Origin of the sequence: Niveispirillum sp. KHB5.9, assembly GCF_048066115.1 — a bacterium.
Classification (GTDB): Bacteria; Pseudomonadota; Alphaproteobacteria; order Azospirillales; family Azospirillaceae; genus Niveispirillum.
Window position 1 is genome coordinate 32,911 of record NZ_JBLTYX010000009.1, and the last position, 20,971, is coordinate 53,881.

Annotated in this window: 17 protein-coding genes; 5 read left to right on the forward strand and 12 right to left on the reverse strand. The window is 66.8% G+C overall.

Translation table 11 applies throughout. The annotated features are described in order from the left end of the window. Positions 1 to 6 precede the first annotated feature (6 nt). From ACM9HJ_RS15990 to ACM9HJ_RS16025, 8 genes are all read right to left on the reverse strand, one after another. Entirely contained in the window at positions 7 to 1,941 is a 1,935-nt protein-coding gene (locus ACM9HJ_RS15990) for an alpha/beta hydrolase family protein (protein WP_416572749.1), read from the reverse strand. A 93-nt stretch (positions 1,942 to 2,034) separates the two neighbouring features. Then, entirely contained in the window at positions 2,035 to 4,254 is a 2,220-nt protein-coding gene (locus ACM9HJ_RS15995) for a primosomal protein N' (protein WP_416572750.1), read from the reverse strand. 2 nt (positions 4,255 to 4,256) lie between these two features. Continuing rightward, positions 4,257 to 4,607, reverse strand: coding sequence for a type II toxin-antitoxin system RelE/ParE family toxin (locus ACM9HJ_RS16000; RefSeq protein WP_416572751.1), 351 nt, complete (start codon positions 4,605 to 4,607; stop codon positions 4,257 to 4,259). A gap of 5 nt (positions 4,608 to 4,612) precedes the next feature. Then, a complete protein-coding gene (locus ACM9HJ_RS16005) occupies positions 4,613 to 4,906 on the reverse strand; it encodes a type II toxin-antitoxin system ParD family antitoxin (RefSeq protein ID WP_416572752.1) in 294 nt (97 codons plus the stop codon). A gap of 60 nt (positions 4,907 to 4,966) precedes the next feature. Further along, a complete protein-coding gene (locus ACM9HJ_RS16010; RefSeq protein ID WP_416572753.1) occupies positions 4,967 to 6,217 on the reverse strand; it encodes a Bcr/CflA family multidrug efflux MFS transporter in 1,251 nt (416 codons plus the stop codon). A gap of 297 nt (positions 6,218 to 6,514) precedes the next feature. Then, positions 6,515 to 7,048: an SRPBCC family protein gene (locus tag ACM9HJ_RS16015; protein WP_416572754.1), complete on the reverse strand. Its 534-nt coding sequence runs from the start codon at positions 7,046 to 7,048 to the stop codon at positions 6,515 to 6,517. Next, complete coding sequence (locus ACM9HJ_RS16020; RefSeq protein WP_416572755.1) at positions 7,041 to 7,364, reverse strand: ArsR/SmtB family transcription factor; 324 nt, start codon at positions 7,362 to 7,364, stop codon at positions 7,041 to 7,043. Before ACM9HJ_RS16020 ends, ACM9HJ_RS16015 begins: the two co-directional genes overlap by 8 nt. A gap of 128 nt (positions 7,365 to 7,492) precedes the next feature. Further along, on the reverse strand, positions 7,493 to 9,619 hold the full coding sequence (locus tag ACM9HJ_RS16025; RefSeq protein ID WP_416572756.1) for a methyl-accepting chemotaxis protein: 2,127 nt from the start codon (positions 9,617 to 9,619) through the stop codon (positions 7,493 to 7,495). A gap of 361 nt (positions 9,620 to 9,980) precedes the next feature. On the opposite strand from ACM9HJ_RS16025, the gene ACM9HJ_RS16030 reads away from it, so the two are divergent. The 3 genes from ACM9HJ_RS16030 (at position 9,981) to aat (ending at position 12,913) form a co-directional block, all read left to right on the forward strand. Further along, entirely contained in the window at positions 9,981 to 10,787 is an 807-nt protein-coding gene (locus ACM9HJ_RS16030; protein ID WP_416572757.1) for an ATP-binding cassette domain-containing protein, read from the forward strand. Then, positions 10,784 to 12,190, forward strand: a complete 1,407-nt coding sequence (locus ACM9HJ_RS16035; RefSeq protein WP_416572758.1) for a hypothetical protein — start codon at positions 10,784 to 10,786, stop codon at positions 12,188 to 12,190. The genes ACM9HJ_RS16030 and ACM9HJ_RS16035 overlap by 4 nt, the downstream gene beginning before the upstream one ends. Positions 12,191 to 12,259: 69 nt before the next feature. Beyond that, positions 12,260 to 12,913, forward strand: coding sequence for a leucyl/phenylalanyl-tRNA--protein transferase (aat, locus tag ACM9HJ_RS16040; protein ID WP_416572918.1), 654 nt, complete (start codon positions 12,260 to 12,262; stop codon positions 12,911 to 12,913). On the opposite strand, the gene ACM9HJ_RS16045 is transcribed toward aat, so the two are convergent. The 4 genes from ACM9HJ_RS16045 to ACM9HJ_RS16060 all read right to left on the reverse strand — a co-directional run bounded on the left by ACM9HJ_RS16045 (position 12,847) and on the right by ACM9HJ_RS16060 (position 15,680). Next, on the reverse strand, positions 12,847 to 13,341 hold the full coding sequence (locus ACM9HJ_RS16045) for a DUF2155 domain-containing protein (RefSeq protein ID WP_416572759.1): 495 nt from the start codon (positions 13,339 to 13,341) through the stop codon (positions 12,847 to 12,849). The two genes, aat and ACM9HJ_RS16045, sit on opposite strands and share 67 nt — an antisense overlap. An 83-nt stretch (positions 13,342 to 13,424) precedes the next feature. Further along, on the reverse strand, positions 13,425 to 13,910 hold the full coding sequence (gene mlaD, locus ACM9HJ_RS16050; RefSeq protein ID WP_416572760.1) for an outer membrane lipid asymmetry maintenance protein MlaD: 486 nt from the start codon (positions 13,908 to 13,910) through the stop codon (positions 13,425 to 13,427). 247 nt (positions 13,911 to 14,157) lie between these two features. Continuing rightward, complete coding sequence (locus ACM9HJ_RS16055) at positions 14,158 to 14,547, reverse strand: NADH:ubiquinone oxidoreductase subunit NDUFA12 (protein WP_416572761.1); 390 nt, start codon at positions 14,545 to 14,547, stop codon at positions 14,158 to 14,160. Positions 14,548 to 14,639: 92 nt separating this feature from the next. Beyond that, entirely contained in the window at positions 14,640 to 15,680 is a 1,041-nt protein-coding gene (locus tag ACM9HJ_RS16060) for a UPF0104 family protein (protein WP_416572762.1), read from the reverse strand. 410 nt (positions 15,681 to 16,090) lie between these two features. Between ACM9HJ_RS16060 and ACM9HJ_RS16065 the strand changes: the two genes are divergently transcribed. Beyond that, positions 16,091 to 19,870 (forward strand): vitamin B12-dependent ribonucleotide reductase, encoded by a 3,780-nt coding sequence (locus ACM9HJ_RS16065; RefSeq protein WP_416572763.1) that lies wholly within the window; start codon positions 16,091 to 16,093, stop codon positions 19,868 to 19,870. 221 nt (positions 19,871 to 20,091) lie between these two features. Then, positions 20,092 to 20,865, forward strand: coding sequence for an N-acetylmuramoyl-L-alanine amidase family protein (locus ACM9HJ_RS16070; RefSeq protein ID WP_416572764.1), 774 nt, complete (start codon positions 20,092 to 20,094; stop codon positions 20,863 to 20,865). The last annotated feature ends 106 nt before the right edge of the window (positions 20,866 to 20,971 follow it).

The following is a 20,971-nucleotide window of genomic DNA, read 5'->3' on the forward strand; positions in this document are numbered from 1 at the left end:
CCCAACTCACCCGCCGATATGCGCCTTCAGGAACCTCTCCCACGCCTCGAACACCGTCTTGCGCTGGGCGGTCACCAGGGGTGAATGGTCCATGCCCTCGATCTCGATATATTCCACCGGCTTGCCGGCCCGTTTCAGGGCGCGCTCCATGTCGCGGCTATGGGCGACATGGGCCTGGTAATCCAGGTCGCCATGGATCAGCAGGACGGGGATCTTGATCTTGTCGGCCTGGTGATAGGGGGAGATGGGCAGCAGCGCGTCGGGATTGTCGCCGAAATAGAGGCCGCGGTTGAGGTTCTTAAAGGTTGAGTTCCGGAACTCGTCATAGAGACGTTCCATATTGGCCACCGGTGCCGTCGCCACCGCGCATTTGAACAGGTCCGGTGTCTTCACCGCCGCCATCAGTGCGGCATAGCCGCCATAGGACCAGCCCAGGATGCACATGCGCGCGCCATCGGCGATGCCCTGGGACACCACCCATTTGGCGGCATCCGTGACGTCATCCTGCATCAGCCCGCCCCATTGCCGCTCACCTGCCTCGTTGAAGGCGGAACCATAGCCGGTGGAGCCCCGGAAATTGGGCTGGAACACGCCATAGCCGCGATTGGCCAGGAACTGGGCCATCACGTCGAACTCGCCATCATCCCGGCTGAACGGGCCGCCATGGGGCATGATGATGAAGGGCAGGTTCCGGCCCTCCACACCCACGGGCAGGGTCAGGTAACCGGGGATCTCCGTGCCGTCCGTGGCCTTGAAACTGATCGGCTGGCGGGGGCTGACCACGTCCTGGGTGATGGCGGGATAGGTATCGCCGAACAGGGCGAATTCCTTGGTCCGCCGGTCGAATAGGCGATAGGTGGTGGGGGCCGACATGGAATAGCTGGCCACCAGCGCCAGGTTGCCGTCCGCCGCCATGTCCAGGATCACTTCCCGGCTGTCGGGCACGACCTTGTCTAGCGCGTCCTGCAGCTTCTGCACCGCCGGGTCCAGCCATTTGCGGCGCGGCAGATCGTCGGTCCAGGCGATGGCCACCACGGCACCGCGCTGCACGATGGCGCTGTTGACGTCAAAGCGCGGATCGTCGGCCACCTTCTCCATCATCTGGTCGCTGGCCATGTCGTACCGGTATATGGCCGACCGGTCGCCTTCATGCCGGGAGGTGACATAGAGATTCTGGCCCGACGCATCGAAGCCCAGGATGCCGTAGCCGCCATCCTTCTCCAGCAGCTTGTCCTTCAGCATCAGTTCGAAATCGCCACCCGGCGCGCGGCGCAGGTAACGGCTTTCGACCTCCTTGTCATGATAGGTCTCGGCGATGCGGATTTCCCCCGTGGGATCGGGGATGTAGCTCACGACATTGCGGATGGGCCGGCGCACGCGGGTATAATTGCCGGTCAGCACGTTCAGCCGCACCACCCCCGGCCACGGGCCATCCTCCGTGGGGAATTCGGCCAGCACATGCTCGTCATCGATGAATTGCAGGATGGGTGTGTGCTGCAGCCAATAGCCATTATCCGGCGGGCGCTGCAACAGCACCTTCATCTCCTGCAGGTCACGGGAGATGGAGACGGTGCGGGTGAAGCGCAGCGGCACGCGCCCGCTGCTGGTCGACACCTTCTCCGTCGCCAGGATGCGCAGCAGCAGCCGTTCATTGCTGATCCAGTCGAACCCTAGGATTTCCGCATCCGACGGGCCGATGATCGCCGGCTTCTCCCCTGGCGTGATCGGCAGCTTGCGCACCACCAGATGCTGGCGCCCGGACACCGGCGCCAGGAAAGCGACATGGCTGCCGTCGGGCGACAGATCCACGTCCGACATCACCGGCTGGTGCGCGAAATATTCCACCGGCAGCACCGGGGCCGGCTCCGCCAGCGCCGTACCCGCGAACAGCACCCCCAACAGCGCCCCGGCAATCCGGACCGCACCCCCGAACGACCCCATTCCCACTCCCCATCCTTGATGGCGTTCCTCAACACCGTGTGGACAGGAGCCTAGAATAATCACGCCGGGCCGGTAAAGGCCCGGCAGCACGTTTTAGAGGAAACTGTAGGGGTCGATATCAACTTGCACACGTATGGATGCGGGGATTTCCACCCGGCCCAGCCATTCATGCAGGATTGCCTGCAATGGAACCGCTTTCGGTCCTTTCAGCAGCAACCGGCGGCGGTAACGGCCGCGCAGCACGGCCAGCGGTGCGGGGGCGGGACCGAGAATCACCAGCTCCTCCCGCTCACGCGGGGCGGTGCGGCCAAGCGCGGCCGCCACCCCATCCACGCCCGCCTCATCCTCCCCCGACACGATCAGCGCCGCCATACGGCCGAAGGGCGGCATCTCCAGTTGCTGGCGCTGCTCCGCCTCGATCGCCAGAAAACTGTCGCGGTCATGGGTGGCCAGGGCCTGCATCACCGGGTTTTCCGGCATATAGGTCTGCAGCATGACGCGGCCCGGCCTTTGTTCCCGGCCCGCGCGGCCAGCCACCTGGTGCAGAAGCTGGAAGGTGCGTTCCGAGGCGCGGGGATCACCGCCGGCCAACCCGAGGTCGGCATCCACCACCCCCACAAGGGTCAGCATCGGGAAATGGTGGCCCTTGGCCATGACCTGGGTGCCGATCAGCAGGTCGATGGTGCCATCCTTGACCTGTTCGATCACCTCGCGTAGCGCGCGGGGGCCGGACAGGGTGTCCGACGTCATCATCGCCACACGCGCCTGCGGGAACAGGGTAACCACCTCCTCCGCCACCCGCTCCACACCGGGACCGCAGGCGACGAAACTGCCCTCCGCCTCGCATTCGGGGCAGGCATCGGGGCTTTTCGCCTGATAGCCGCAATGATGGCATTGCAGGCGCCGCGACAGCCGGTGCTCCACCAGCCATGCGGTGCAGTTGGGGCATTGCAGGCGGTGACCGCAGCTCCGGCACAGGGTCAGCGGCGCATAGCCGCGGCGGTTCAGGAACAGCATGCCCTGTTCGCCGGCCAGCATGGTCTGCGACAGCGCCTCGCGCAGCACGGGCGACAGCCATTGCCTGGCCGGTGGCGCCTGGTCCTTGCGGCGCATGTCGATCAGGGTGACGTCGGGCATGGTCGCCCCGCCATGGCGGGACGGCAGGTCGATGCGGGCGTACCGTCCCGTCTCGGCGTTGACCAGCGTCTCCAGCGACGGGGTGGCGCTGGCCAGGACGATGGGGATGCGGCCCAGATGGGCGCGGGCCACGGCCATGTCGCGGGCATGGTAGATGACCCCGTCCTCCTGCTTGAAAGCGGCCTCATGCTCCTCATCCACCACGATCAGGCCCAGGTCGGGAAAGGGCAGGAACAGGGCGGACCGGGCGCCGACCACGACGCGCGCATCCCCCTTGGCCACGGCACGCCAGGTGTGGCGGCGCAGCGGTGGGGCCATTTCCGAATGCCATTCCGCCGGCCGCACCCCGAACCGAACCGCGAACCGGTCCAGCCATTGCGCCGACAGCGCGATTTCCGGCAGCAGGACCAATGCCTGCCTGCCCGCGCGCAGTGCAGCCGCCACCGCCTCGAAATACACCTCCGTCTTGCCGGACCCGGTGACGCCGTCCAGCAGGGTGGCGCTGTAACCGCCTTCCGCCGCCTTGACCATCAGGTCGTCAGCCGCCAGCCGCTGCGCCCCCGAGAGGGTCTTGGGATTGGCATCCGGATCGGGCCGGGGAAAGCGCGGCAGGGCCAGCATGGGCACCGTGACCAGGGCACCCGCTTCCGCCAGCCCGCGCACCACGCCCGTGCCACATCCTGCCTCCGCCGCCAGATCGGCAGCCAGACGCGGCGGGCCATCGGACAACAGTTCCAGGATACGCTTGCGGGCCGGCGTCAGGCGCAGCGTCTCCGGCACCTCCCTATCCGCCCGCATATAGGCGGTCAGGGCGCGCGGGTCTTCCAGCGCTGCCGACACCGACACGGCCATGCGCAGCACGGCACCCACCGGCGACATGGTGTAGGCCGCCACCCATTCCACGAACCGCCGCGTGATGTCGGGCATGGGCGGCAGGTCGATGGCACGGATCACCGGGCGCAGCTTGCGTTCCTCGACAGCGCCTTCCCCACCCCCATCCGCCCAGACCACCCCGAACAGCCGGCGCGGGCCCAGCGGCACCTCGACATACAAACCGGGCACCAGCGCCATGTCGCCCGGCACCTTATAATCATAGGGTCCCGGCAGCGGCAGCGGCAGTTGCACGCGAACACGGGGCGGAGGCGCGGTGACGCCGGAGAGAAGGTCATCCTGCATCTTCAGTCCTCCAGATGCCGGTGCGCTTCCATCCGGTCATGGAGAACACGCAGGATATCCACAAAGCCGGGACCAACGATGCGATAGAACAGCATGTGTCGTGGCCGCAGCACGCGCCCCGTGGCCACTGTCCGCTTGGGGCAGTGGCGCAGATGGAATGCCATGTAACCATTGCCCAGATCCGGCCGCGCGATGGCACCCAGCCGCTGCGGACGATCCGCCACGAGGGCGAACGCCGCTTCCAACAGCGCGCGATAGCGCCGCCTTGCTTCGGAACCGAAATTGATCTCGCTATGGGCCAGGATTTCCACCACGTCGGAACGGACGGCCGGCGCCAGACGGTATCGCGCCATCAGGTCTACCGGACCTGCTCGGCTGCAACATGCCGGGCCTCGACCTCCATCGCATCGAACAGGTCGGACAGACCGTCCTCATCCACCTCGATGAAATCGCCACTGTCGATCTGTGCCGCACCCAGATGGACCGCCGTGCGTAGCGCCTCCAGCTTGGCCTTATCGGCCGCCTCGCGCTTCTCGATCAGGCGGATACCTTCGCGCAGCACCTCGCTGGCATTCTGGTAACGGCCGGAGCGCACCAGCTCCTCGATCACCTTCTCATGATGGTCGGTCAGAACGACGTTGCGGGTGGGCATGGGCGGCCTCCATTGGGACCACCCATCTTCCCACAATTGGCAGATCATGCCAATGCCGGCTCAGGTACGGCGCATCAGCAGCCGGTCGGACGCCAGCCCGGCGAAGGCGCAACCGCAGAGCACCACGCACATGGGCAGCGGCGATCCGCCTTCCGACAAGGCCCCCACCAGCCCGCCGGCCATGGCCCCTATACAGAGCTGCAGGGCACCCGACAGGGACGACGCCGTGCCCGCCATGTGCGGAAAGGCCGCCAGCGATCCCGCCGCACCATTGGCCCCCACCAGACCCAGCGCCCCCAGATAGAGGAACAGCGGAATGGCGATGCCGGCAATACCGCCGATGCCGAAGCCCCCGGTGATGATCAGCAGCGCGCCGATGCCGGCCGTGGCCATGATGCCCCAGCCCATCATCCGGTCCACGCCATACCGCAGGACCAGCCGGCTGTTGATGATGTTGGAGATCATCAGGGCGACGACATTGACCCCGAACAGCAGGCCGAACTGTTCCGCCGGCACACCGAAATGCTCGATATAGACGAAGGGCGTGCCGGAGATATAGGCGAACATGCCGGCAAAGACGAAGCCGCTGGACAGCGCATAACCCATGAAACGCCGGTCCACCAGCAGCAGCGCATAGTTGGACAGCAGCCCGCCGGCCCGATGCCCGACCGCACGCCCCGTCTCCTTCACGGTCAGCAGACCCAGCCCCGCCACCATGCCGAAACCGCACAGGCACCAGAAGATGCCGCGCCAGCCGACATGGTCCAGCACCTGCCCACCGGCCAGCGGCGCCACCATCGGGGCCACGCCCATAACCAGCATCATCAGCGACATGACCGAGGCCCCGCGGTCACGATCGAAGGCATCGCGCACCATGGCACGGGCGATCACCGGGGCGGCACAGGCCCCGACCCCATGCACGAAGCGCCAGATGGTCAGCGACCAGATATCGCCCGCCATGGCACAGCCGGCCGAGGAGATGACAAACAGCACGATGCCCAGCGCCGCCGGCCCCTTGCGGCCATACCGGTCGCCCAGCGGCCCCCACAGCAACTGACCGGCGCCATAGCCGATCAGGAAGATGGACAGGGTCATCTGCACACTGGCCTGATCGACACCCAGATCGGTGCCGATAGCGGGCAGTGCCGGCAGATACATGTCGATGGCCATCGGCCCGAACATGGTCAGGAAACCCATGACGATGACGAACCAGCTGAAGCTGGTGCCCGGCGGCAGGCCCGCCGGCACAGAAAGGGGCCGACCGCCCGCCGTCTGTTCGGCGGGATTGCTGCCGATGTCACCGCTGCGCATGTTCAAATCGTCCCGGATCCGGAAACCCGGTCGGTACCGGGTGGTACATTAATTAAACCACCACCCCCGCCGCAGCGCACCAAACCTGTCCCCATGGCAGCCGCCCGCCGGTCGCATGGCGTCACGATCCAAACTGATCGCAGGTCGAACCACCAGATCCCGATAAGTTGACTCATCGGGATCTGGTTCGGCGGCGACCGCCGCCGCCGCCGCGCGCCCCGTGGCGCGTAGCCAAGCCGCCGGATGGCGGCGCCGGCGATTGAGGTCGGTGATCGGTACGATCACCGAGACATGATCTCAGGGCAGCCGCCCCTCATATTCCGCCTCCAACGCGGTATGGCGGGTCCAGAAGCCCGGCGCCGGCGTACCCGACAGTTCCGCCGCCAGCACGTCGAGATGCGTATGCCAGCCGCCCGAAACGCTGATCATCATGTCGCGATTATCCAGCCGGCGATGGGTCAGCACCAGGCGCACCTTGTCCCCCTCCTCACTCAGCTCGATCGTCACCAGCGACGGCGTCCCTTCCTCGGCCCAGGTGAAGGAGAGCAGCCGGAACGGCTCCCATGCCTGGATCACGCCATGGGTGGCAACCCCGTCCTGGCAATTGTCGCGGTACTTGGCCGGGATATCAGTGTCGCCCGGCCCCAGCTTGCAATTATGGAATTCCAGGCGGAAGGTTGCTCCCACCCGCCCCTCCATGGCACCGAAGGCCAGCCAGCGCCCGCGCTTGTCGCTGTCGGTCAGGAAGGACCAGACCCGTTCCACCGGCCCCGGCAGCAGCCGGTCGAACCGCACGGCACCCGCTTCCGTCACCAATCCGAAATCACTCATCGTCCGCATCCTCCCGCAGGGTCTGTTCCAGCGCATCCAGCCGTGCGGCCCAGAAACCGCGTACCCGCGCGATCCAGGCATCCATGGCGTCCAGACCCGCCGGGTCCAGGCTGTAGATGCGGCGCTGACCGTCCACCTTCACCCGCACCAGCCCCGCCTCGCGCAGCACCTTCAGATGCTGGGAGACGGCGGGCGCACTGATGGCGCCCGCCTGCTGCAATCGGGTCACGATATCCCCGGCGCCATGGGGCTGCCGCCCCAGCATCTCCAGGATCGAACGCCGCGTCGGATCGGCAAGGGCGGTGAAGCTGTCCATGGGTGTATATTTTCGAATCTACTTAATTAAGTCAATTAAAAAATACACGACTCCAATATCAACCAGCCCACGACCACATGGTCGCGCAAGCCAAGCCGCCGCCGGCGCCCGGCGATCGAGGGACTGATTTAAGCCGCCTGACGCTGGCTGTCGGCCAGAATGGCGTCCAGCCGTTCACGCAGCGCCCGCATTTCCGCCGTCACCTGGGTGGCGCGGTGGCCCAGATCCTGGGACAGGGTCCGCGTCTCGCTGGCGTCGGCCGCCACCGACCGGATACGGTCGGACACTTCCATCGTGCCACCGGCGGCACCGGCCGCACTCATGCTGATGCTTTCCGTGGCGCTGCCCTGTTCCGTCACGGCGGCGCTGATCGAACCGGCAATGTCATCGATGCGGGCGATGACGTCGTGCAGCTGGTGGATATCGGCGATCACCCGTTCCGTGGCCCGCTGCACGGCGGTGATCTGCGAGGTGATCTCCTCCGTCGCGATACCGGTCTGGCTGGACAGGTTCTTCACCTCCGCTGCCACCACGGCAAAGCCGCGCCCGGCCTCACCCGCCCGCGCCGCCTCGATCGTGGCGTTCAGGGCCAGCAGGTTGGTCTGACCGGAAATATCGCCGATCAGCAGCGCCGCGCGGCCGATATTCTGCGCGGCATCGGCCAGCTGGTTGACCATGGCACGGGTCTGCGCACCGCGTTCCACGGCGGCATGCACCATGTCCGCCACCTCCGTCACCTGCCGTCCGATCTCCCGGGAAGAGGTGGCCAGTTCCTCCGTGGCCGCCGCCACCGCCTGCACATTGCTGGTGGCATCCTGGGCGGCCCCGGCCACACCGTCGGACTGTTCGCCGGTGCGGGTGGCGGCCCCGGTCATGCTCTCGGCCATGGCGGCGATGCCGGCGGCTTCCGACAGCACGGCCTCCACGCGCCGCGTCATCTCCTGCTCCAGCGCCTGGCCCAGGCTGCCCAGCCGGTCGGCCATCTCCTGCTTATGCTCGCGCTCGCGCTCCTGCTCCTCCGCCTTCAGGCGGTCCATCTCCTCCGCGTTCACCCGGAACACGTCGATGGCGCGGGCCATGTCGCCGATCTCATCCTTGCGGCCGGTGCCGGGGATGAAGGACAGGCGCTCACCGCGTGCCAGCCCCTCCATCGCCCCTTCGATCTGGGCCAGCGGTCCGGTGATCGACCGGACCAGCAGCAGCGACAGGCCGCAGAACAGGGCCACCAGCGTGCCGCCGATGGCCATGGTCAGGCGCTGGGTCTGCTTGCGGATGCCGCTTTCCGCCGTCTTCGCCTCCCCCAGGCCGGCCTTGGTATAGGTGAACAGCCGGTCCAGCAGCGGGGCCGTCTCCGCGAACGCCGCACCGAATTCCTTCACCGCCTTGGCCTGGGTGGTGGTGGCCGATGCCAGGGCCACCATGTCCTGCCGGTACTGGCGCGACAGCGTGTCGATGGCTTCCTTAGTCTGCGGGTCCAACTGGCTTTCCGGGATGAAGAACGAGAATTCGTTGAAGGCCTTGCGATGCTGGCCGACATACTTGTCCTCGCCGGTCATCAGGAACGATTTCTCGGCATTGCGCATTTCCGCCATGCCGATGAACAGCTGGGCACCCATGGTCGCCGGCCATTTCTTCAGCTCGGCCTCCGCCGCCGCGACCGACCGGAACATCTGGCCGCGCAAGCCATCCTCGTCAGTGAAGCCCACCGCGCGCGTGGCCTGATCCACCGCATCGAACGAAGCCTTCAACTGCGACAGTTTCCCGGCCAGCGCCGTGGCGGTCTCCGCCTCCTCCCCCAGCGCCGGGTGGGTTGCCAGAGCAGCGGCGGTCTTTTCCACCTCCGACAGCGTCGATTTGAACGCGTCGCCGGCGGCGGCGTCGCGTTCGCGCAGGAAGCGGGTGACGTGCAATTGCAGGGCCGTCATGCCGCGGTTCAGGTCCGCCGCCGTTTCCGCCAGCGACGACAGGCCGGTCATCCGGTCGGTGGCGCTTTCCCGCCGTGCATCACCCAGCAGGAACAGGCCCGCCGTCAGCAGCACGGTCAGCAGGGCCGCCCCCACCAGGAAACCGATGCGGGTGGAGATGGACAGGTGCGCCAGCCAGCCGCCATCCCCGTCCCGGCGGCCATAGCGCCAGGTGGATGCGTCCAGCAGCGTCGCCAGCCAGCCCCCCGAACGCTTGCGCCGGCGATCGCCGCCTTCGGGCAGGCTCTCGTTTGAGGAAACATCATCGCCGGACAAGGTCAGTTCGGTCATGCCGCGCACCCCACCTGTTGGATTTTGCTAAAATCCCAGCAAAATCCGATTCCTACCGCCCCGCGTGCGGCCGGAAACTGCCGCCAGCGCGGGGGCTCGCCGAAAGACATAGGGATGGGTTGGTAAAGCTCACGCGGCAGTTTCGTGAAGTTTCCATGACGGAGGTACCTCCGATGGGATTGCGGCAAGGCGGACTGCGGCTTACCATCACCCGCATGACGCCCATGCGGCATCTGTATGACGATCACAGCATAGCGGCCCGCCCATGCCCCATAGCGCATTAACCCCGCCTGAACCCGTGACGCTGCGGGGCCTGGGCCGACGATTTGGGGATTTCCAGGCTGTTGGGGATGTGGATTGGGTGCTGGGACCGGGCATCCACGGGCTGCTGGGGCCGAACGGGGCCGGCAAGTCGACTCTGCTGTCCATGCTGGCCGGCACGCTGGAACCCAGCGCCGGCACCGTGGCGCGCGGCGGCACCGATATCCGCAAAAACCTGCGCGCCCATCACGCCCGGCTGGGATACGCCCCGCAATCGGTGGATCTGCCGGTGCAGGCCACGCCGCGCCAGCTGCTGGCCTATATGGCCGCCTTGAAGGGCCTGCCCGGCCGCGCCGCCAAGCAGCAGGCGGAAGGGCTGGCGGAAACCCTGAACCTGTCGGCCAAGCTGGACACGGCCGTCGGTGAGCTGTCGGGCGGCATGCGCCGCCGGCTGGTGGTGGCGCAATCGCTGCTGGGTCGCCCCGACCTGCTGCTGCTGGACGAGCCGACGGCGGAACTGGACGGATTCGAAAAGCTGGCGCTGCAATCGCTGCTGGCCGAGATGGCGTCCCACACCATCATCCTGTTCTCCAGCCATATCGTGTCGGACCTGGAGGCCATTGCCGACGACCTGCTGATCATGTCGCGCGGCCGGGCCATCGCGCATGGACGGCCGGAGACGCTGGCGGCGGCGCTGGACGGGCGCGTCGTCACCCTGACCGTACCGGCCAGCGCCGCCGAACAGGCGGGCCGGCTGGGCACCGTGACGGGGCGCAAGCGCATGGCCGACGGCATCCGCCTGCGGCTGGTGCTGGCAGAGGGCCAGCCCTATCCGGCCGGCGCCATTCCCGAGGCCCCCAGCCTTGAGGATGCCTATCTGGCCGCCGTGGCGGAGCGCGTGGCATGAACCTGTCCGCCATCCTGGCCGTGGCCCGGTTCCAGCTGGCGGGCGCTTCACGGCGCCGGGGCCTGTGGGCCTGGCTGGCGCTGGCCTGCATGCTGGCCAATCTGGCCCTGCCGCCGGGCACCGCCGATTACGTCACCCTGTCGGTCGCCAACCAGCGGCCGGTCTATACGCCGGAAACGGTGGGCTTCATCCTGGGCGCGCTGGGGGTCTCCCTGATGCTGCCCGCCCATTTCGCAGCATTGCGTGTGGCTTTCCCGGTCGGCCGCCACCCGCTGCTGCTGGCCGCCGCAACGCCGGTCAGCGATACGGAATTCGCCCTGGGCCGCTGGCTGGCCGACACGGCCTTCCTGTCCGCCTTCCTGCTGTGCTTCGGGATCGGCGGCCTGTTCATCCAGTGGCTACGCGGCGACGCGCCCGTGGAACAGCCGCTGGTCCTGCTGGGCCCGCTGCTGCTGGTCGGCGTGCCCACCGCATCGCTGCTGGCGGGGTTCCGGGGACTGGTGGAGGCGCGGCGCTGGACACGCGGACCGGCCATGGCCGGTATCCTGATGATGGTGGCCTGGCTGGTGGTGCTGCCGCTGACCACGGCCGTGTCACGCACCCTGATGGGGCCTGGGGCCGATCCGCTGGGCATCGGCCTGCCCATGCGCGACCTGGGCGGCGGCATCGGGCCGGAGCGGGAGGGGGCCAGCTTCGGCATCCGCGTCGGCGGGGCGATGAAGGGCAGCTTCACCTGGGACGGGTTCGACTGGCTGGACGGTTCCTATGCCGGCGCACGCGGCCTGTGGTTCCTTGCCGGAGCCGGGCTGGCCACGATGGCAGGCCTTGCCGGCGACCGGTTCCGCCGCCCGGCCGGGACGGCGAAGCAGCCGGCACCCGTGGAACGGACCAGTGCCGCGCGCATCGCGCCGCCGCTTCCCCTGCCTGGCGCTCGTACCGGCTGGCCCGGCCTGCTGCTGGCGGAACTGCAACTGCTGCGGCCCGGCTGGAAGCAGGGTCTGGCCTGGCTGGCGGCGGCAGTGGCCGTGACCCTGCTGGTGGACGGGGCCGATGGCGTCAACCAGGGGGTGGCGGCATTGCTGGTCCCGGCCCTGTTCGCCCTGGGCGATCTGGGTGTGCGGGCCGGCGGACGGTCGCTGCTGCCCCTGACGGCGGCGGTGCCGGCATCGGCCATCTCCCGGCTGGCCGCGGGATATGTGGCGGGGCTGGTGATGGCCCTGCTGCCCATGGTCGGGCTGCTGGCCACGGCACTGCTACGCGGGCATATGGCGGCGGCAGGACTGGTGCTGGCCGTGGTGGGGATCGCCCCGGCCACCGCCCTGGCCCTCGGCCGGCTGACCGGGTCGGGCCAGGCCTTTTCCATGCTGGGGCTGGTTGCCTGCTACACCCTGTTCTCGGCCTGAAGATTTGAAAGCGGGCCATGGGCGGTGCTATGGTCGTGCGGAGCCCCTGCCACTACGCGCCAGGGAATGATGGCGATACTGACGCCCGAACTGTTGATCCGCGCCTATGCCGGTGGGGTGTTCCCCATGGCGGAGAGTGCCGAAGCAGATGATCTTCTGTGGTTCGACCCGCCGTTCCGGGGGGTGCTGCCGCTGGACGGGTTCCATGTGCCGCGCCGGCTGCGCAAGACATTGCGGCACTTTCCCTTCGATGTCCGGGTCGACAGCGATTTCCGCCAGACCATGGCGCATTGTGCCGAACCGGCCCCCGACCGGCCGCAGACCTGGATCAATGCCGACATCACCGAGGCCTATTGCCAGCTGCACGCCATGGGCCGCGCCCATTCGGTGGAATGCTGGCAGGATGGCGCGATGGTGGGCGGGCTCTATGGCGTATCGCTGGGGGCAGCGTTTTTCGGGGAGAGCATGTTTTCCCGCGCCACGGACGCCAGCAAGATCGCCCTGGTGCATCTGGTGGCCCGGCTGACCGCCGGCGGCTATCTGCTGCTGGACACGCAGTTCCTGACCGAGCATCTGTCGCAGTTCGGCGCCAAGGAAATCCCCCGCCACCGCTACCGCGCGCAGCTGTCAAAGGCCGTGGCGGCGCCGGCCGATTTTCATTGTTTGGAGGATGAGCGGGCCTTGCTGTCCGACTTCTTGCAATCCTTGACCCAGACATCATAGACCGGGTGTTCCATGGCCGACAGGGCCGGGCTGGACGCGAACATCCAGCCCTGGAACACCGGCGCCACGCTGCCATCCGCCCGCTTTTCCTGCGCATCCAGGAAGGCGGCGGATTCCGGCGGATCGATGGGCGAGGCCTTCTGGCAGGCCTTGACCAGGATGGTCAGCTGACCGAAGGCGACAGGCTCGCCCACCTTCGCCTCGAACGTGCTGGTGCGGGCCGTCACCTTGTCCAGCCCCTGCAAAAGCGCCACCGGCATCGGATCGAACTTGCGCGCGGGCGGCGGCGGCGGGGCCGGCCGCTGCACGGCACCCACGGGCACCTGCACCTCGGGGGGCGTGGCCGCCGGATCGGCAGGTGGTGCCTCCTGCGCGAAGGCCGGCAGGGTCAGGGCAAGGGCAAGGCCGATCAGGGCGAGGCGGGGCATGGGGCTCTGGGCGATAGGGGGCCGGCGGGGGCGCCAGAAAAACAGCCTATTGGGGCGGCATCATGGCCGCCTGCACGTTGCGGTTACGGCGTCGCGGGTGCTGCCGCGTCGGCCTTCTTCTCCCCGCCACCGGCGGAATTGAAGATGAAGCGGCCCAGCAGCTCTTCCAGGTTCACCGCCGACTGCGTGTACTCGATCGTGTCGCCGGGCTTCAACTTGTCCTCTTCCCCACCCGGATCGAGCTGGAGATAGCGGCCACCCAGCAGGCTTTCGCTGGCGATGCTGGCCGTGGTGTCGCGCGGCAGCTGGACATTGCTGTCGATCTGCATGGCGACCACGGCCTGGAAGGTCTGCTTGTCCAGGTGCTGGCCGGTGACCGTGCCCACCTTGACGCCGGAGATGCGGACATCCGACCCCGCCGACAGGCCGCCCGTGCTGCTGAACCGCGCCTCCAGCGCATATCCCGACACGGCCTTCACGCTGCTGGACGTGTAGGCGAAGAACAGGAAGAAGCCGGCGACCAGAAGGACGACGGCACCCAGGACGGTTTCGATCACGTTCTTGCGCATGGGACTGTTCAGCTCCTGATGGACCCGGACCGGGTACCCCTTAATACCAAATCCCGATGAGTTCACTCGTCGGGATTTGGTTCGGCGGCGACCGCCGCCGCGCGGCACATGCCGCGTGCCCGAGCCCACGGATGTGGGCGCCGGCGATTGAGGCCGATGACCGGCAGATCATCGGAACGCAGTATAAAAGTTCATGGCGGCGCTTTTGCGGCGCCGCCATGCGGACATCCCCTGAAGATAGGGATGATCAGTTCGGCGTCCAGGCCTCGTAATCGCCCGTGGCCTTGTCGCGCTTGCCCCCGGAGAACAGGTGGCCGGGCGGACGATAGGCCTGCACCGTGCCCGTCGGGTTGGGCTGGTGCGGCTTCACCCAGGACTTGTGGTACTCGCTGCCCTCGGGCAGGGGCGAGGCCATGTTGTAATGCATCCAGCCATGCCATTCCGGCGGCACCTTGCTGGCGTCCGGCTCACCCCGGTACAGCACCCAGCGGCGGGCCTTCATGCCCTTGCGGGCCTTCTTTTCCTCGAAATAGCGATTCCCCAGGGCGTCGGTCCCGACCTGACGGGCGGCGCGCCACACAAGCAGCCTGATCTGAATGTTGGCCATCCAGGTGGACAGGGAAATACGGTCGCTCATTGGAATTTCCGTGATGCGGAACAAAAGATCGGCCGGACTATGCACCGGCGGCGGTGAGCTTGTCCACTGCAACGGGGCCTACCCTGCCCCGCTCAGCCCTCACCGTCCTTGTGCCCGCGCAGCCGGTCGGCCGCCCGGCCGATGCGGCCGGTATGGTGGCGGATTTCCCAGATGGCGATGGACAGGCCGGCCACGGCCAGCGGCAGCACATAATAGATGAAGCGATAGGCCAGCAGCGCCCCCAGGATGGAACTGGCCGCGTCATGATCGGCCATGCCCAGCAGGATGATGCTCTCGAACACGCCGATCCCGCCCGGCACATGGCTGAAGATGGCGACGATCAGCGCGGCGCAGAACAGGGCCACGAAAGCGGTGAAGGGCACCACCACATCGACGGGCAGCAGCATCCACAGGATGGCCGCCGTTACCACCAGCTCGGCCGACCCGATGGTGATCTGCGACACCACGCCGCCCCAGCTGGGCAGCTGGATCGACCAGCGCCAGATCTTCACCGGCTTGTGCGTCACCGCCGTGATCACGCAGATGGCCAGCAGACCCAGCAGCATGACCGCCCCCGCCGCCTGCACCGCCAGTTCCGGGATTTTCAGCAGGACGGAGACGGGGTGCGCCCCGACGATCATGCCGACCGCCCCGGTGAAGGTCAGGCCCAGCGTGAAGGTGGTGGTTGAAAACACCACGACGCGGGCCACATCCGCCGCCTTCAGCCCCGCCGCCCCATAGGCGCGCAGGCGTACACCCGCCCCGCTGATCACCGCCCAGCCGACATTGTTGGAGATGGCATAGCCGCAGGCCGCCGCGAAGGCGGTGGTGCTGTAGGGCACCTTCTTCTTCAGATAGATCAGGGCCGACAGGTCGTAGAGCGTCAGCAGCCAGTAGGCGAGTGCGGTCAGGGCCACGGCCTTCACCACCTTGGACAGCGGCAGCGCCTCCAGATAGGCCAGGACCTCCGCCAGGTTGACCTCGGCCATTACATGACGGACGGCAACGACCAGCAGCACACCCAGGAACAGCACCGTGCCGATGCCCAGCAACGCCTTCATCCGCCGGCTCATGCCTTCGGCGGCAGGCGCGGTCGGGGGCGTGGGGGACTCGGGATCGGGGGTCAGGGACATTCAGGGGCGCTTACGCAATGATACCGGCCACATTTGGCGGGCGCACCCTGCCACCGTTGGGGACGGAATGAAACCCCCTGTCCGGTGTGCATATACAATGCGGCGGGGCACCTGACCTTATGCGTTAAGCGGAGATGGGGTCGCGGACGACTCACGCAAGGGGCCGGCCCGCATTATCCAGATTTTCCGCCACTGACGACCGGCCGCAGCGGAACTCCCCAGCACCCGCAACGTCAACCACAATAAGCGGTATGTGCGTCGGAATTACCCAACAAAATCTCGTTGCCGTACCAGCCCCTGTGGCCTAGCCTTCCCGCCGTTACCACATATAGCGGCATGGGCCACGAAGCCTGTCCTTTCCGGACGGGATGGATCGGCACCGCCGCCTTGTCTGGGAAGGGGCAGAGGACATGCGTATCGAACGCCGTTTCACCGTCGAAGGTCAGGATGCCTATGCGGACATCCCGTTCCGAACGGCCACGAGCGAGATTCGCAATCCCGACGGCTCCATCGTCTTCCAGGCCAAGGATATCGAGGTACCGGCGGAATGGAGCCAGGTCGCCTGCGACATCCTGGCCCAGAAATATTTCCGCCGCGCCGGGGTGCCCGTGAAGCTGAAAGCGGTGGAGGAGAACAGCGTTCCCCCCTTCCTGTGGCGCCATGTCGCGGACGAGAAAGCACTCGCCAAACTACCGGCCGAGGGCCGCAAGGGCGGAGAGACCTCCGCCCGGCAGGTTTTCGACCGTCTGGCCGGCACTTGGACCTATTGGGGCTGGAAGGGCAGCTATTTCGATTCGGAAGCGGATGCATCCGCCTTCTATGACGAGATGCGCTTCATGCTGGCCCGCCAGATGGCGGCCCCCAATAGCCCGCAATGGTTCAATACCGGCCTGCACTGGGCCTATGGCATCGACGGACCCAGCCAGGGGCATTTCTATGTCGACCCTGCCAACGGCACCGTCGTCCCATCGCGCTCCGCCTATGAACGGCCGCAGCCACATGCCTGCTTCATCCAGTCCGTCGCCGACGATCTGGTGAATGAGGGCGGGATCATGGACCTCTGGGTTCGCGAGGCCCGACTGTTCAAATATGGTTCTGGAAGCGGAACGAACTTCTCCCGCCTGCGCGGCGAGGATGAGAAATTGTCGGGCGGCGGCAAGTCGTCCGGTCTGATGAGCTTCCTGAAGATCGGCGACCGTGCCGCCGGTGCCATCAAGTCCGGCGGCACCACGCGGCGTGCCGCCAAGATGGTGACGGTCGACCTCGATCACCCCGATATCGAATCCTATATCGACTGGAAGGTGGTGGAGGAACAGAAGGTCGCCGCCCTGGTCACCGGGTCCAAGCAGGTGTCGCGTCACCTCAATATGGTGATGGCCGCCTGCAATGAAGGCATCGGTGCCGATGCCGACCGGCTGGACCCGACGAAGAACCGCGCCCTGAAGCGCGCGATCATCGCCGCGCGCCGCGATCTGGTGCCGGAAAACTATATCCAGCGCGCCATCCAGTTGGCCGGCCAGGGCTATGCGGAGATGGATATCCGCACCTTCGACACCGACTGGGATTCCGAAGCCTACCTGACGGTCAGCGGCCAGAATTCCAACAATTCGGTGCGCGTGCCCAACGCGTTTCTGGAGGCGGTGCAGACCGACGGTCCCTGGAACCTGATCCGCCGCACCGACGGCAAGGTGGCCAAGACGCTGCGCGCCCGCGACCTGTGGGACAAGATCGGCTATGCCGCCTGGCAATCGGCCGATCCCGGCGTGCAGTTCGACAGCACTATCAATGAATGGCACACCTGCCCGGAATCTGGCCGCATCAACGCGTCCAACCCGTGCAGCGAATACATGTTCCTGGACGACACGGCCTGCAACCTGGCGTCCCTGAACCTGATGGAGTTCCGCCGGCCCGACGGACGTTTCGATATCGAATCGTTCACCCATGCCTGCCGGCTATGGACCATGGTGCTGGAAATCTCCGTGGCCATGGCGCAGTTCCCCAGCCGCGAGATCGCCCGCCTGTCCTATGATTTCCGCACCCTGGGCCTGGGCTTCGCCAATATCGGCGGCCTGCTGATGGCCGCCGGCCTGCCCTATGACAGTGTCGAGGGCCGGGCCCTGACCGGCGCCATCACCGCGCTGATGACCGGCGTGTCCTACGCCACCTCGGCCGAAATGGCCGGTGAGTTGGGTCCCTTCCCCGGCTTTGCCGCCAACCGCGAACCGATGCTGCGCGTCATCGCCAACCATCGCCGCGCCGCCCATGGCGCACGCACAGGCTATGAGGGCCTGTCGGTGACACCGGTGCCGCTGATCGCCGATGAATGCCCCGATGGTGATCTGGTCACCGCCGCGCGCGAGGCCTGGGACGATGCCCTGGCCCTGGGCAAGAAGCATGGCTATCGCAACGCCCAGGCCACCGTCATCGCCCCCACCGGCACCATCGGCCTGGTGATGGATTGCGACACGACAGGGATCGAGCCGGACTTCGCCCTGGTGAAATTCAAGAAGCTGGCCGGCGGCGGCTATTTCAAGATCATCAACCGCGTCGTACCGGAGGCGCTGTCGCGCCTGGGCTATGACGACGCGACGATTGCGAAGATCGAACGCTATGCGGTCGGCCACGGCACCCTGGTCGGCGCCCCCGGCATCAATCATGACCGGCTGCGCAAGCTGGGCTTCGGCGATGGGGAGATCGCGACGGTCGAAGGTGCCCTGGCATCGGCATTCGACATCAAATTCGTCTTCAACAAATGGACCCTGGGCACGGAATTCTGCACCCGCACCCTGGGCGTGCCCGCCGACCTGCTGGACGCTTCCGGCTTCGACCTGCTTTCCCATCTGGGCTTCACCAGGAAGGAGATCGAGGCCGCCAACGTCTACGTGGCCGGCGCCATGACGCTGGAAGGGGCACCCGGCCTGAAGGACGCCCACCTGCCCGTCTTCGACTGCGCCAGCCCCTGCGGCAAGATCGGCACGCGCTTCCTGTCGGCCGAGGCCCATATCCGCATGATGGCGGCGTCGCAGCCCTTCATCTCCGGCGCCATTTCCAAAACCATCAACATGCCCAACGGCGCGTCGGTGGATGCCTGCAACGATGCCTACATGCTGTCCTGGCGCCTGGGCATCAAGGCCAACGCGCTGTACCGCGACGGCTCCAAGCTCTCCCAGCCTCTCAACGCCCAGGTGCTGGAAGAGGATGAGGAGGATCTGGACAGCGAGGACCAGACGCTACTGGAACGCATCGTCGAGGCGCCGGCCGCCGAGCGTATCGTTCATGTGGCCGAACGCGTCGTGGAACGCGTGGTCGAGCGGGTGGTGGAAAAGGTCGTGCAGTCCGGGGCGCGCGAAAAGCTGCCGCAACGGCGCAAGGGCTACACCCAGAAGGCCATGGTCGGCGGGCACAAGGTCTATCTGCGTACCGGCGAATATGTCGATGGCCGCCTGGGCGAGATCTTCATCGACATGCACAAGGAAGGGGCCGCCTTCCGCTCGATGATGAACAATTTCGCCATCGCCGTGTCGCTGGGCCTGCAATATGGCGTGCCGCTGGAGGAATATGTCGAGGCCTTCACCTTCACCCGGTTCGAACCGGCGGGCATGGTGCAGGGCAACGACGCCATCAAGATGTCGACCAGCATCCTGGATTACGTGTTCCGCGAACTGGCCATCAGCTACCTCGGCCGCAACGACCTGGCCCACGCCACGCCGGAGGATCTGCTGCCCGACACGATGGGCCGCGGCGATGCCCAGGCCGATCTGGCGGGCATGCCGGAAGCCGCCAATACCGCCCCCGAACTGCCCGACCATGCCGCCCGCATGACGCAGGAGACATTGGCCGCCGTGGCTCGCATCGCGTCCACCGGCTATATGCGCTCCAACCTGCGCGTCGTCTCGGGCGGGTTGCAGGACCGTATCCTGGCCGGGTTCCAGCAGGCGGCAACCGGTCTGGCCGCCACGGGCACCACAGGTTACGCCAGCGGCGGCACGGTCCATTCCGACAGCCTGTCCAGCACCGCCATCCGCGGCGGCACGGTCGGCCGCCAGGACGCGCGGTTCGAACGGATCAAGGAAGCCCGGGCGCGGGGCTACGAAGGCGACCCCTGCCCCGAATGCCAGAACATGACGCTGGTGCGCAACGGCACGTGCCTGAAATGCGACACTTGCGGCGGAACGACGGGATGCAGTTGAGCTTTGGCGCATTATTGGGCTGACTCTCACCTGTAGCCTTGCAGGCACACAATGCCGCAGTTGCGCAACAGGCACGCATGTTTCTGTTGCGCAACGGTGCGGCGGGGTCCAAACATGGACAGTTGACGAGGGCCTGAATTTTCCCGGCCCGCATGGTGGTCGCGTCGATGAATCGCAGGGATTTGCTCCGTTTCGCTTTGACTGTCCCGGCCGTCGTGCCGATGGCATCAGTCACTCTGTTGCACGTCCCCCCGTCGCACGCCCAGGCGCAGGAAGGCGGCAAGCCCAAGCCGCCGTCGCGCAAGCCCCGCCCCCCCCGCCTGATCATGCTGGACCCCGGCCATGGCGGCCACGATCCCGGCTGCATCGGCGCTAAAGGCACCTATGAGAAGAATGTCGTCCTCGACATCGCCAAGGAGGTCGCCCGCCAGCTGGCCAAGGCCAAGGGCTGGCAGGTGGAACTGACCCGCGACAACGACAGTTTCATCGACCTGAAGGAACGGGTGCGCATGGCCCAGGGGGCCAAGGCCGACCTGTTCATCTCCCTTCACGCCGACAGCGCCCCCAACAAGGCGGCGCGCGGGATGTCCGCCTATACCCTGTCGGAGAAGGCCAGCGACGATTTCGCCGCCGCCATCGCCCAGCAGGAGAATATCGCCGGCGGCCTGGGCGTGGACGTGTCCGGCCTGGACGAAAAGGTGGCCGGCATCCTGATGGATCTGGCCGCGCGCCATACGGTGACGGCGGCCCTGCATGCCAAGCAATCGATCATCTCCGGTGCCGGCAAGGATGTCCGCCTGCTGGAAAACCCCATGCGGTCGGCGAATTTCGCGGTGCTGAAGGCGCCGGACATCCCGTCGCTGCTGATCGAAACCGGATTTCTGTCCAATACCCAGGATGAGACGCTGCTGCGCGATGCCACGGCCCGCCGCAACATCGCCGGCATCCTGGCCCGTGAACTGACGGCGGTAGTGACCGCCGCCCCCTTTGCCTGAGGCGCCCAATGACCCACCCCGCCGGGGCGGAAACCGCATCCCCCGGCCCGGTTCTGACCACATTTCACCGTTAAGGTTCGGCCGCACAACGCGAAACAGGCGGCCG